This window comes from Algoriphagus persicinus (assembly GCF_035156415.1).
In the GTDB taxonomy this organism is placed as follows: Bacteria; Bacteroidota; Bacteroidia; order Cytophagales; family Cyclobacteriaceae; genus Algoriphagus; species Algoriphagus persicinus.
Window position 1 is genome coordinate 38550 of record NZ_JAYEEY010000033.1, and the last position, 13669, is coordinate 52218.

The following is a 13669-nucleotide window of genomic DNA, read 5'->3' on the forward strand; positions in this document are numbered from 1 at the left end:
ATTATGAGCCAGATCATTTCAACTTATCCGATTTTTGAAGGTAGCCAAGTACTTACCAGTACTCAGCTCAACCAGCTCTCCGCCTACCTGGATCAGCAAGGAAGGCTAACTCGATCGAAACTTATTGGCATTGGTGTCGTCTGCGGCATGCAGGTTCAGCCTTTCCCGCAGGGTCTTCAGATCACCAAAGGTCTGGGCATTACCTCCGAAGGGTTTCTGATACAATCAGGCAATTTCAATGCAACACATTATCGTTCCTATTCCCTACCTGAAGGTGTGGAGTATAAGCCTTTCAAAGATGTGGATCATGATGTTTCACTTTTTGAGCTATTAACTGAAATCCCGACTGACAGCACCGGTGTCAAAAAACTCAACAATCCAGCTAACTTTTTAGACAATAAGTATGTCCTGATATTCCTGGAGATCTTTGATAAAGATCTGAAATCATGTCTTGGGAATGCTTGTGATGACCGTGGTCAAGATCGACTGCTGACTATTCGAAGGTTAGTAGTCAATGAAACAGATTTAGATAAAATCCTTACCAAATCTTCAAACGTTCGAACTCCATTTCCAGCAGCGTTAGAATTGAAGGAGTTCTACGCGAAAAAGCCCTTTTTCTACCCTGGCAATCCTGAATCAAATGAGTTTAGCGCTTTTGTAAAGCATTATCAAAAAACGATAGCTGAGATTCTGAATGAAGATTTTTTTAAGGCAATAGAGACTTCTTATGAAATTTTCCAACCGATTCTAAGCAAGAGTTATGGCTTCGCCAATCCTCTGGGAAACGTATTTATCAGTACCAAAATAGCGAAAATCAAGTCTTTACTTGAAGCTGATCCATCAGATATTCAAGGGGTTCAATATTTATGGGATTTTGCGAAAGAGCTGGTGAAAGCCTATATGGAATTCCGAGCTTCCGCTTCGGAGCTATGGTACACCTGCCCAGCTGACAGTTCTCTTTTTCCACTTCATCTGATGCTTGGCCGAGCCAAAACTGATTCAGAAACCCAAGCGCAATTCTTAAAATACCGTCATGGCTTTATTCAGCCTCCCATTTTCAACCTGCAAAAACTTTTGGCTGAAACCTGTATCCAACGACACCGAAGAATGATTCTGCTAATTGAAAAGCTGGAAACAGGAATTTTAGAGAAATCTGAATCTGAGAAATTTCCTATAAAAATCACCCCTTCAATTGAAAAACAAGGACTTCTTGGCAATAGAGCTTTACCTTATTACTACGATATCAAATCAAAGAGCACAGTTTCAAACTGGTTTTCGCTTGAAAAAAGCTGGATAGATCCGGGCAATTTACAGTTGGTAAGTGCTCAGCGAAACGGAGTGCAGGCTTATGACAACCAGCCTGATGTGGAGGCTACCGAAGCTAAAACCATCTTAGAAACTCCACTATTCTATGATTTGGAAGGATTCCCATTTTTTAGAATTGAGGGTCACCTCAATAAACCACTTAACGCCACGCTCAGTCACCTGAAAAAACTCATTCTCCAATTCAACCTTCCCATTCATGTGGAAATTCTTCACCTAGGTGAAACTACAGAATCCGAGTTGATCGATGATTGTGGATGGAATTATCTTCAGGAAGAGTATGCATTTCAGCGCTATTTCATGCTTGGAATGTTCCTGGAATTGAAGCAGCTTTTTGATTATGTGACGGAATATGCCAAAGAAATCGAGGAGGAGGATATTACCTCAAATGAATTTTACATTAAGGCTTCTGAGGTTTTGAAGCTGCTTCTAGGGATGGCAAATGCTTTACCTGAATGCCTGAAAGACCTAAATTGGGCTGTTTTTCAAAATACTTACAAGAAGCTACTTCAGTATTTAATTGATTTTGCACTTCTAGAATCTGGGCTTTTGCAAAAAATAGAAGCAGATCCTGAAAAGGAGAAAGAATTGGATTTCTACAACGGAATTCTGATGAGACTTTCTCCGATTCTATACAGGGTTTTGGATTTATTTTTCTTCACTAAGCTTCAGCGTATTTACACCAGTTACGAAAATCGCATTCAATTGCTTTTGCAGTCAAATCAATTTGCCAACTACTTAAAACAACATAACGGCCTAGCTCATGAAGCGGGAGTACTGAGAGCTGGAACATTCTTTCTGCTCCATGATCCAAAGCAAGAACGAGTGATCGGAGATTTCAGCTTGCCATACTATTGCTGCGATTGCGCGCCTTGCGTCGAGGCATGCGGTGAACAAAGCTTTTCCTTACCTCCTTTTGCAAGACCTGACTATGCTGTTGCCTACACGGAAAAACCTATTAAACTGGAGATCACTCTAAATGACGCGTTAGTTTCCGGAAGGACCTATGACGTCTTAGACGTAGGATCATCCTCGGCACAGAATGGAAAGGTGGAAAAGGATCCTGAAACAAATGTTTTCAGATACACTTCTGCCCCAGGATTTACCGGAGTGGATAGCTTCCAATATGTCTTACGTGATCGAAAAACCAATCAATCTGATCAAGGAAAAGTCAGTATTCTAGTTAAAGGGGCGCAAGGCTGTTATTCTATCGAGGTGCTCACTTGTTGGGGAATCGATAGAGTTCGAGAAACTTTAAAAATAAGAGGAATTGAAGCTTCCAATGAGTCTGATTCACGAGCCGTTGAATTGTTGCTCGAAAGTCTCCGCAAGTCAAAAGGATTCTCGAGTGATGAACTCAACAGTAATGTTTTGGAAGAAGTAGAGGACAGAATTCAATTGTTGAGCTGTTTAGGTATTCCAACTGACGGATTAAATCGTCAACAACTGGAACAGGCGATTCTTGATCATCAAGGGAAAAATTGCGGTGCTATAATAACACCAGAATGCACCTCTTTGGCTGTAACCGGAAAGGTGCGGAATGTCGCTGGAGCAGAATTGTCCAAAGTAAGAGTGACAGTCGTGGGCTCGGAAATAGTCACTTTCACCGATGGTTCAGGAAATTACGGAATCCAATTCCAATCCCCTGGTCAGACCTTGCTATTTCAATTCGATGGATTTGAAAATCAAGAGGTGGAAATCTGTAGCCAAGCTGTGGCCAATGTGACGATGATTCCAAGTGTTCAGCCAGCGAAAGAATGCTATTCCATCAATATTATTTCAAGCTGGAGAGAGGATTTCATCCGTGCAGTAGCAAAAGACAGAAAACTAGCCAAGCCATCAGGAAATCTTCCTGAGGTAATTACCAATCTGTTGGAAAGCCTAAGGAGCACAGCTGGCTTCACTTCCACCGAACTTCAACGAACCACAGTAAGTAATGTGGACATCCAAAAGATGATTCTGGAAAGTGTCGGAGTTAATATCGGAAGAATCAAGCCAGAACAATATGCTAATGCAATTGAGGAATATCAAGACATTAATTGCGGTGCGCGGGTTATTGTAGGTAGAGTGACTGCCGATATATTAACAGCGGATGAGATCAAAGTAATCCTTGATTCTAACCGAGTTTCTTATCTAGCTACAGCAGATAAAACTGTGTTGGATGAAACGTATAAAGCCGCGATACCAGATTCAGGATTAACTGAAAAGGACTTAACACTTCTCAAAAAAGATACGCTTACGACTATTCTTGAAAAGAACTCAACCTCCTTCAATCGCAATGACAAAAAGAAAGTATTGATAGATAAAATCCTTGGGAAATAATGGGCTCGCATCTTATACAGACACAAGTCATCGAAGCTGAGTTCCGAGACAAACACGCGGCTCTTGAAGGGCAAAAGCTACTTCAGGAGCGATACAATAAAGTGTTGATGCCTGTCCTGGAGCAAATTCTAGACGAGTATGATCCCATTTCAAAATCACTGAGGATAGATAAGCTGGAACTGGATTTGGGTAGAATCCCGGCTGACCTTCCAAAAGACCTGATGAGGAATAGGTTCCGTGATACTTTGGAAGATCAACTTCGAAAATTCTATGTGGAGCAGGGATTCCATTTTCCTCCGAGTTCAAAAACACCACTTGCGAAAAGTCATAGTTCGACCTCTGAAGCCAAAAATTCAACGAATTGGGAGCTATTTGAGTACTTTCTACATTTTGGAAGATTTCCTTGGTGGGGATCTACAACTGATAATCTCAGCGTTAACGAGCTTTTAATTTCAGTTTTCAAAAATCAAAAGTCACTCATACAACCATGGCTAGAAAAGAAAGTCTTGACCTACACTATGGCTCATCGTATGGCCACGATCTTATCGGAAAAGCAATTTGAATCCATTATTCGACCAAAATTTCCTGCATCTTTTCAACACTTAGGCAATCTTGAAATCATTTTGAAACACTTGACGCTTTTAGGAAAGACTGTGCTTCACTTCCGCTTAAAGTCAATGGTTCTGTATTCACTCTTTGGCAAAAGCAGTGAATTTTCCTCCCATCTAGAGAAAGGATTAACCTTGATTTTCACACCTGATCCCAAACTTGCTCATGAAGCATCGCTCTTCATCTGTGAACTTGCCTTTATTCTAAATCAGGATCGATTGAAAAATGGGGAAAGCTTGCGAATAGATCAAAAAAAACTGACCACTCTCCGCAAAAACCCTAAACTGGCTTCGCTACTTCAGGGAAATGTATTTTGGAAGGCGATAGTCAAAGAACTGCAAGTCTTAAAAGATAAACACCAAGACTTGTCCACATTTCCAGAACTACTCAAAAAGCAGGAACGAAACGAAAAATCGGAGCAAAATGAACTGCTCAGCAAAGCTCCTGAGCTTGATGAAACTATCATTGTTACGAATGCCGGTCTAGTATTGACCGCTGCTTTTTTACCCAGATTTTTTGAAAAACTCGGACTTGTAAAAGCTGGTAAATTCATTTCTGGTAAAACCCAATCAAAAGCTGTCTTCCTACTCCAAGCCATGCTCGGTTCCGATGATGTTTTTGATGAAAGTGATTTGACGCTGAACAAACTTCTTTGCGGATTACTTCCCGCTGCGGCATTAGAGCCAATTCCTAAAATCAGCAAATCTGAAAGGCAGGAGATTGACTTACTTCTGGAAAGCATGTCTACCCAATGGACGGCATTAAAAAGTAACTCGGGAAAGATGATAGCGGAAGGATTTTTCCGACGCGAAGGAGCATTGCGCAGAGTCCACAAAGGCTATCAACTCCAGATTCAACGATTACCTTTTGACTTACTCCTAGACAGATTGCCTTGGACTATAGGAATGATCAAGCTTCCCTGGATGGAGGATTTAATCTATGTGGAATGGTAGATCTAAACTCAAATAATGCAAAGGTAATTCAGGCTGAATTAGACTGGCTACAGAGCATTCTGAAAGCACGCTCGACTATGAATTCAAAATCGGGTAATAGCATCCGAGAAGTCCTAGAAATCCCAGCTCCTGCTATCCCAGATAACTCTAGTTCATATGCCAATATTGTTCATAAACTAGTGCTAAATGACGCGGAACGTTTCCTATTAATTTTAGCAACTGTCCCCCATATCAAGCCTCAATTGCTAGATATGTTCATGGGGAAAAATCAATTGACTCAGCAGATTTTCACAGAATTTGGTGGAAGAAAAGGCAAGAATCACAACGGCTTTATCCCCACTGGAGAAACGGTCCTTTTTATACTTGCCGGAAGTGATCTGGAAAAGCGATTCAAATACCTCAGCTTACTGAGCTCTGATACTATTCTTTTCAAGGAAGGTCATCTCAAACTCAGCGAAACAGATTCAGATGATCCCTATCTCAATGGAGCGCTGAATATCTCGAGAGATACACTTCAGGAAATAACGAGTGGAAAAGTGCGAAAGCCAGATTTCTCTGCTGATTTCCCCGCCCAGCTTTTGGAAACTGAAATGAGTTGGGATGATCTGGTGCTGAATCCACACACCTCCGATGAACTGCGAGAGATAGAAATCTGGCTCAAGCACAAAGACAAATTACTTCAGGAATGGGGAATGCATCGAAAGCTCAAACCCGGTTTCAAAGCTCTCTTTTATGGTCCTCCCGGTACAGGAAAGACATTGACGACGACACTGTTAGGCCAAAAGTTAGGCTTGGATGTCTATAGAATAGATCTCTCCAGAATGGTATCCAAATATATCGGAGAAACAGAAAAAAACTTGGCAAAGATTTTTGATCGAGCGGAGCGGAAAGGATGGATTCTGTTTTTTGATGAAGCCGATGCGCTTTTTGGAAAAAGAACTTCCGTTTCTGATTCGCATGATCGCTATGCCAATCAGGAAGTTTCCTATTTACTCCAGCGAATCGAGGATTATGATGGCTTGGTGATTTTGGCAACAAACCTCAAAAACAACTTGGATGAAGCTTTTATGAGGAGATTTCAGGCATCAGTATTTTTCCCTATGCCTCAGCCAGAAGAGCGAAAAATGCTTTGGAAAAAAGGGTTTCCTGCAAGTGTCCAACTTGAGGAACGAATCGATCTGAAGGAATTGGCGAAGAGCTTTGAGCTTTCGGGCGGCTCTATTATTCAGGTGATCCAACATAGCCTTTTGATGGCATTGGATAAAGAAAGTACCACAATCCAACTCGGAGATATTCGGGAGGGAATTCGAAGGGAATACCATAAAATGGGGAGGACGATATGAGGAAGAAAGTCAGAAAACAGCAAGAGCAGGACAATGAAAACGAGCCTCTAGTAGTCTTGGTAGAGGATAAAGAATCTGCCGAAGAAAAAAAGCAAGAAGTCAAAATGACGCCAGTAGAAGAGGAGCAAGAACCTATGACTCCGCTGGCAGCGGCCTCTCCCATGAAAACCGAAAGCAAGAAATGAAATGAGCGCAGTAGCTGAACGTAAGCCCTTGCCTATGCCATCAAGAAGTGGTAGTAATAGGCTTGCGGTTCAGCCAAGCCTCAAAATTGGACGGCCAGGGGATAAATACGAGCAAGAAGCTGAATCGGTAGCCAATCATGTGGTAATGTCTCCGTCGAATTCTGCGCCAGCAATGGCTATGAGTCCAGCCCCGAGTTCCGAAGCAACTTTTCAAATGCAGGCTGAGGAGGAAGAGGAGACGCTTCAAATGATGCCTTTTTCTGAAAGCAATTCTTTTCTCCAGCTTAGTTCTATGGAAGAGGAGGAGGATGCAGTGCAGCTCAGCCCGGATTTCTCCAAAACTATTCAGCGACAGGAAGAAGAGGAAGAATCAATACAACTATCACCTGATGGTTCTCCAGCAACTTCTCCTCAGGTTTCCTCCCAAATCACTCAAAGTAAAGGCTCAGGACAAGCACTTCCTGCACCCGTTCAGGCTGAAATGGGGCAAAAAATTGGAGCTGATTTTAGTGGAGTAAGTATTCATACAGGATCCCAGGCAGCCGGAATGAGTAATGCATTGGGAGCGCAGGCCTTCACCCATGGCAGCGATATCTATTTCAATGAAGGGAAATATCAGCCAGAATCGTCTCAGGGTAAGCATCTGCTTGCACATGAATTGACGCATACGGTGCAGCAGGGAGCTGCGCCGATTCAGAGAATGCCAATCCAACAAATCAGTTCTACGGAACCGAAAGTGCAGCGCCTGCCGTGGTTAGTAAGAGAAGGGTTGGCAGAATTTGCCAGCTATATTCCCGGCTATTCTTTATTAACAGTCATTATTGGATATGACCCACTTGCAGGCAGAAGCGTCGAGAGGAACGGACCAAATCTTCTGGGTGGGCTGCTCGGATTAATCCCTGTTTTTGGAATGCTCCTGTTCAACAAATTGACAGAACTGGGAATCATCAACGATGCCTTCACATGGGTTCAGGGAGAAATGGCTTCCCTCAATCTTACTTCCAGTAGACTTGGAGACACCTTAGAGGAAGCATGGGATAGAATGGGGATTACCGAAGGCTGGGATGGGAATATCAGGATTCTGGATGAGACTTTTGGCCAATTATACCGAGACATTGTCACCTTTGCCGGCAGAGTAAAAGACCATATTTTCACCCTGATCAAGGAAGCTTTAATGGCTGGACTCCGAGCTTTAGCGGAAGCTTTTCCAGGTTATCCATTGCTCACCAAATTACTGGGGCACGATCCATTGACAGGAGAAGAGGTAGTCTCTACCACAGCTGAGAAAATTGAGGATTTTTTGATTTTAATTGGCAAAGAGCAAGAACTGGAGCGGATGCAGGCTGAAGGGACGATTCAGGAAACTGCTAATTGGATTGATGGAGAATTGGCTGCACTCAACTTTAGTTTTGCTGAGGTACGAGGACTTTTTGAAACAGCATGGAATGCATTTTCTCTGGAAGATATCCGGGATCCGATTGGAGCATTTCAGCGTACCGTTGCCATTTTTACTCCATTTACTACGCGGGTATTCACCTTCGCAGCAAATGTTGCAATTAAGGTTCTTGGATTCATAAAGGATGCCCTTTTAGCACAACTTTCAGCTTATGCCAGAGAGCAGCAAGGATTCCATTTGGTGACAGTGATTTTAGGTAAAGATCCATTTACTGAGGAAGTCGTGCCAAGGACAACCGTAAATATCATTCGCGGATTTATGGGCTTGATGCCAGGGGGAGAAGAACAATTCCAGCAAATGCAGGAAACTGGAGCTATTGAGCAAACTGTTTCAAGAATCAATGCAGCAGTCGAAACGCTAAACTTCTCGTGGGCCTATATAACAGGTCTCTTCCTAGAACTTTGGAATGGATTTTCCATAGAAGATATCTTCCATCCAATCGAGGCATTTTTACGCATAGTACAAACTATAGCTGATCCGATTCGAAGGCTTTTTGCCTTCGTAGTGACCATTGTCCAAATCCTCATTGAAGTTCTGCTAGTGGTAATGAACTTCCCGATAGAAACGATACAGCAGATTATTGCAAATGCTCAAAGTGCATTTGAAGACATCAAGCGGGATCCAATTGGTTTTCTCCGAAATCTCCTAGGTGCGGTAAAACAAGGCTTTGTACAGTTCTTTGAAAACATACTGACTCACCTTCTTGGTGGATTACGAGATTGGCTATTTGGGGAATTATCCTCTGCAGGAATTACTCCTCCAGCTGATTTGACTTTTGAAAGCATCTTGGGTTTTGTGCTAGATGTCCTAGGGCTGACCATGGACAACGTATGGGAGCGATTAGAAATGAAGCTAGGTCCAGAGCGGGTCGCTCAGATCCGTGGAGCCATCGATACGCTGTCAGGTATTTGGACTTTCATCAAGGATGTGTGGGAACGTGGGCCAATTGCAATCTGGGAATATGTGCAGGAGCAGTTGAGCAATCTTTGGACAATGGTGCTGGAGCAAGTTCAGAGTTGGGTAGTTACTCAGATTATCACTCAGGTAACTACACGATTACTATCCTTGCTTGATCCTACAGGAATTATGGCTGTAGTGAATAGTTTCATTGCGTTCTACAGAGCGGTGCAATCCTTTATCGAGAAGCTTCGTGAAATGCTGGAAATCGTCAATTCCTTTGTGGCAGGAGTGGCCAATATCGCACGCGGAGCAATTGGAGATGCAGCAAATTACCTTGAAAATGCATTGTCCAGAGCTATTCCAGTTGCCATTGGCTTTTTGGCAAATCAAGTTGGGCTTAGAGGATTGGGAGCAAGAATCGCAGAAATGATCGGTGGACTAAGAGATCGGGTGAATGCGGCGATTGATTGGCTGATAGATCGTGCTATCTCCGCAGGTGGAGCATTGCTAGAGATGGGTAGGAATGCGGTGAATGCTGTACTCGGTTGGTTAGGATTAAGAAAGGCTTTCAGAACAAATGATGGTGAAAATCATGAGCTATACTTTGAAGGAGAATCTGGAAATTCCCATTTGATGGTAGCAAGTAATAACCCTAAAACCTATTCTCAATTTATTCAGAATGTCACTATTTCAGATAGTGATAGTCAAAAAACGCAGAAGGAGACCGCTAAGGCCGAGGCATTACGAATTTCTCAACAGATTGATGCCTATCTAGCGGATCCTGCAGTCCGCAGAAATACTACGCCGGATGCAGATATTCAAACTGCGATTCAGCCACTTCTAAATCAATTGGCTACACAAACTGCGATTATTGGGATATCGGACGGAGAGAGTTTACCACTCTCCCAAATTAGATATGGCCCACTAACCTCAGAAGGAGGAGGAACCTATGCGGAAGCTACTATTTTAACCAAAAACCATGTTAGAGGAACTACTCCAAGAGATACTCCACCAATTTGGAGAATGGCAAATAGGCGTAAGAGAAGGAGTGTTTTTATCAGAGGGCACTTGTTAAACCACAATATTGGAGGGCCTGGTTATGCGTATAATCTAACTCCAATAACTGGAAATGGCGCAAATCAAGGATCAGCATATGCGAATAGGGTTCACTTAGATAAAGTAGAAAGCCTAGTAAAGCCAGAAGTGGAAGCGGACAAGATTATTCATTATAAAGTAACTGCAAACTATGGCCCGCATCCTACTAGATCTTACCAAACGGAATTGACTAATAGAATTGGAACACCGCAACAGCAGCCAGAAGACGTCGCAAGATTAGACATCATGAACTATGAGCAAAATAACTTGCCATTAACTCTCTCCACAGAATGGAACGAAGTAAATGACGCTGGCAACGTCATAGGATCAGTCAGTAGAGATACCATTGAAAACAACCTGCCACTAGAAACTGATTTTGAAGTGAAATAAGTGGTGGTATCTTGGTCGCTGTCGATACTCAAACATTGCAGTAATTAATTGGTTCCGATGAGAATTTACAATTTAGCTTTGAAGGGAATACTTCGGCAATTATGGGGTTTGATGAGTTTTAGGTGGTATCAGAAGAAGGGGTGAGCGAAAAAAATGCGTAAAAATTTTTTACCTTTTGAAGGTGATTCTTTATTTCCTTGAAACAAATATTTGAGAAAATATAAATGTTACATGGATCCGTTTTTATCTTACACCAATATGAATATTTTGGCTATTATTCCAGAAATAACCCTTTATTCCAAAGTAGAAAATGAAAAGCTTTGCAAAAAATATAACAGAAAAATTAAAGCAACTAGAATTAAAGTATTCAGTTTTTTTATCAAATCATTCGAAGATTAAGCGGATAGTTTTTCCAAATGATGGAATTTTTTCAGGAAGAGGAGATTATTCATATGAAGGCTTGAAAAATGAAGCGATTTCAATTCAAGATAGACTTTATAAAGACTTTTGTAAAGTTTTCGAAATCATCGAAGTTCTTATTTCTGATTCTTCTAAGGAGCACATTAGAGCGTTTAAATCAAATAAGACCTTTATAGAAAACTCACTACTTCAAAATGATATGACATTTTACAAATCTATCGAGGAGGTTGAAGAAAATGGCGTTAAAGCTATTGAGGATATTATTGAACTCATATTATCACTTTATCCAAAAACTATTGTTAAACCCATATTAGTGGTTGATACTAATTCGCTTTATCAAAAACATGAAATCGAGGATTGGACTTTTGATGATTTCAATGAATTTGAAATAATTATCACACCCAGTGTTTTAAAAGACCTTGACAAACATAAAGTTGAACATCGAAATGAAGAGATAAGAAAAAAGGCCATAAAAATAATTAAGAAATTAAAAGAATACAGAAGAAGAGGAAAGCTAATAGAAGGGGTAACAATTATTAAGGGAAAAATTACTTTGAGGACTATTGCTGTAGAAGCAAATTTTGATAAAACACTAAAATGGCTCGATAGTAAAAATGATGATGACCGATTAATAGCAGAATTTCTAGAAATAATGAAAAATCTTGGAAATGCTTCAGTGCATTTAGTCACAAGTGATATAAATCTTCAAAATAAATGTGAAGCAGCAGATTTGTCTTTTATTGAGCCTCCCCTGTAGATGGAATTACAACGTTTTATCCACTTGAATTTGCAATTCCCATCCTGAATCAATTTTGTCCCTGCTTTTAGGTTTAATCAATAGAAGATCAATCTGATTTTATGAGCCAATTTTTGAATTCCCTTTCAATATATTTGAAAGACAGAATTAATAGAGGAAAGAAAATCGAAAGACTTTGGCACTTTATTTTCCTTGTTTTGGGTGTAAGTATAGGTACTTGGAAATATAGCTTGAAAGCCACCATTTTAACTGTTTTTGCCCTTTTTTCGGCATTGGTTTTGGCTCAATTAATTTCCCAGCCTATGTACTATATCACAAACTTTCAAAGGAAATCTATAATTGAAAAAGGAAGGGTGTCTTTTACATTGATCCTACTAACATTGATTATCATTTTGCACTTGGCTCTTTGGAATCAAACAATCTTTATTATCAGCATTACAATGGGAATTACCTATGGGATAGTCATTTTCATTTTAGTAAAATGTAGTAGGTAACCCCCGCTAGGTGTATTTTGTCCCGACAATTGTGGAAAACTACACCTTTCTATTTTTCTAAAGAATAAATCATCAAATTTTCCTTCACCAGGCAAAATCTATTCACCAACTTGATGATTAAACTACAACATACTAATGCGATTTTTATTCCGTACACTATTTTTTACCCTTTTCATTCTTAGTTATACCCATTCTGGATTTTCTCAGGATAAGGTAAAATCACTCAAAGTCATGACCTACAATATCTGGAATGGCTTTGACTGGGGTAAGGATACTACGCGTCAGGAAAACCTAATCCAATGGGTGAAGGAACAAAATCCCGATGTGTTGGCAGTGCAAGAACTCTGTGGATATGATGAAGAAAAGCTACGTAAAGACGCTGCTAAATGGGGACATCCCTATGTACATATTTTAAAGGAGGGAGGATATCCTACAGCTTTGACTTCGAAAGAACCCATAGAATTGATAGAAAAAAATGTGGAAAACTTTTGGCATGGCTTGCTCCATGTTAAGACTTTCGGGATTGACTTTTTCGTAGTCCATCTGTCCCCTGCGGATAGTGATACCCGATTGAGAGAAGCCAAACAAATCAAATCCCGAATACAGGAACTGCAAAGTGATTCTTATATCATTCTAGGAGATTTTAACACCCAATCTCCATTTGATGCCTATTGGCTCGAATCCAAAAAGGAATTGAAAGCAGGTATGCTAGCAAGGCAAAATGAGGAATACAGTAACCTAAGATTAGGGGAATTTGATTATGCTCCCATGGCAGAATTCTTATCCATCCCCGCCATCGATCTAAGTTTGGGTAAAGCAGATCTGGAAGAAAGCTTTACTTTTCCTACTCCTGCCCTCATTGGCTTATATGATCAAACGTCAGAAACTATCCTCCAAACTCGGGTGAGGATAGATTACATTTTGGCTAGCCCAACACTCGCACAAACTTGTTCCTATGTGAAATTTTTCAATCAGGGTGCCGCAGAAAAGCTTTCGGATCATTTTCCGGTGATGGCAGAATTTCAGATTGACAAATAGGGATAAAGTTTCCTACCCAAAAAAAAGCCCAAACCTGAATTATCAAGTTTGGGCTTCTTCGGTCCTCGGTCTTCTGACTTCCAGCTTTTTAGCTGCAAGCAATCTTATTTACTCGATTCTGATGTCTTCCACCTTCGAAGTTTCTGTTGCTAACTAAAAAACGGACTTCAGTTTCGATAAAGGATATATAGTTGGTTGCTTATATCTTTACGCTAGAAACAAGTACTAAAAGAAATTAAAGCCTTATGAAACAAATAATCATATAGAGGTGTCCCTATAATTGCATATATTTATACTGTTAAAAATGCAAGAAATGGATATTTTTCGAGGTCAGGAGATTATAGAGTTCAGTCAACGCTTCCACAGCGAGTTGGATTGCAAGAA

The 13669-nt window shown here is 40.8% G+C and carries 7 protein-coding genes; all 7 read left to right on the forward strand.

Translation table 11 applies throughout. The features are described 5' to 3' along the window. Positions 1–3 precede the first annotated feature (3 nt). Entirely contained in the window at positions 4–3645 is a 3642-nt protein-coding gene (locus U3A58_RS19435) for an Ig-like domain-containing protein (RefSeq protein ID WP_323826065.1), read from the forward strand. Continuing rightward, entirely contained in the window at positions 3645–5207 is a 1563-nt protein-coding gene (locus U3A58_RS19440; RefSeq protein WP_323826066.1) for a contractile injection system tape measure protein, read from the forward strand. Before U3A58_RS19435 ends, U3A58_RS19440 begins: the two co-directional genes overlap by 1 nt. Continuing rightward, the gene (locus U3A58_RS19445; RefSeq protein WP_323826067.1) at positions 5201–6550 is read left to right on the forward strand and encodes an ATP-binding protein; all 1350 of its coding nucleotides are present in this window, start codon (positions 5201–5203) and stop codon (positions 6548–6550) included. The genes U3A58_RS19440 and U3A58_RS19445 overlap by 7 nt, the downstream gene beginning before the upstream one ends. Next, positions 6547–6735, forward strand: a complete 189-nt coding sequence (locus U3A58_RS19450) for a hypothetical protein (protein WP_323826068.1) — start codon at positions 6547–6549, stop codon at positions 6733–6735. The genes U3A58_RS19445 and U3A58_RS19450 overlap by 4 nt, the downstream gene beginning before the upstream one ends. A 1-nt stretch (position 6736) precedes the next feature. Continuing rightward, positions 6737–10576 carry an eCIS core domain-containing protein gene (locus U3A58_RS19455; protein ID WP_323826069.1) on the forward strand — a complete coding sequence of 1280 codons (3840 nt, stop codon included), beginning with the start codon at positions 6737–6739 and terminating at the stop codon, positions 10574–10576. A 310-nt stretch (positions 10577–10886) separates the two neighbouring features. Next, the gene (locus U3A58_RS19460) at positions 10887–11753 is read left to right on the forward strand and encodes a PIN domain-containing protein (protein ID WP_323826070.1); all 867 of its coding nucleotides are present in this window, start codon (positions 10887–10889) and stop codon (positions 11751–11753) included. 629 nt (positions 11754–12382) lie between these two features. Further along, complete coding sequence (locus U3A58_RS19465) at positions 12383–13285, forward strand: endonuclease/exonuclease/phosphatase family protein (RefSeq protein WP_323826071.1); 903 nt, start codon at positions 12383–12385, stop codon at positions 13283–13285. Positions 13286–13669 lie beyond the last annotated feature (384 nt).

Excerpts from the sequence above, each read along its gene's own strand:
- U3A58_RS19450 (WP_323826068.1), top strand. The coding sequence starts at position 6,547 with ATGAGGAAGAAAGTCAGAAAACAGCAAGAGCAGGACAATGAAAACGAG.
- U3A58_RS19445 (WP_323826067.1), top strand. The coding sequence starts at position 5,201 with ATGGTAGATCTAAACTCAAATAATGCAAAGGTAATTCAGGCTGAATTA.
- U3A58_RS19435 (WP_323826065.1), top strand. The coding sequence starts at position 4 with ATGAGCCAGATCATTTCAACTTATCCGATTTTTGAAGGTAGCCAAGTA.
- U3A58_RS19465 (WP_323826071.1), top strand. The coding sequence starts at position 12,383 with ATGCGATTTTTATTCCGTACACTATTTTTTACCCTTTTCATTCTTAGT.
- U3A58_RS19440 (WP_323826066.1), top strand. The coding sequence starts at position 3,645 with ATGGGCTCGCATCTTATACAGACACAAGTCATCGAAGCTGAGTTCCGA.
- U3A58_RS19455 (WP_323826069.1), top strand. The coding sequence starts at position 6,737 with ATGAGCGCAGTAGCTGAACGTAAGCCCTTGCCTATGCCATCAAGAAGT.
- U3A58_RS19460 (WP_323826070.1), top strand. The coding sequence starts at position 10,887 with ATGAAAAGCTTTGCAAAAAATATAACAGAAAAATTAAAGCAACTAGAA.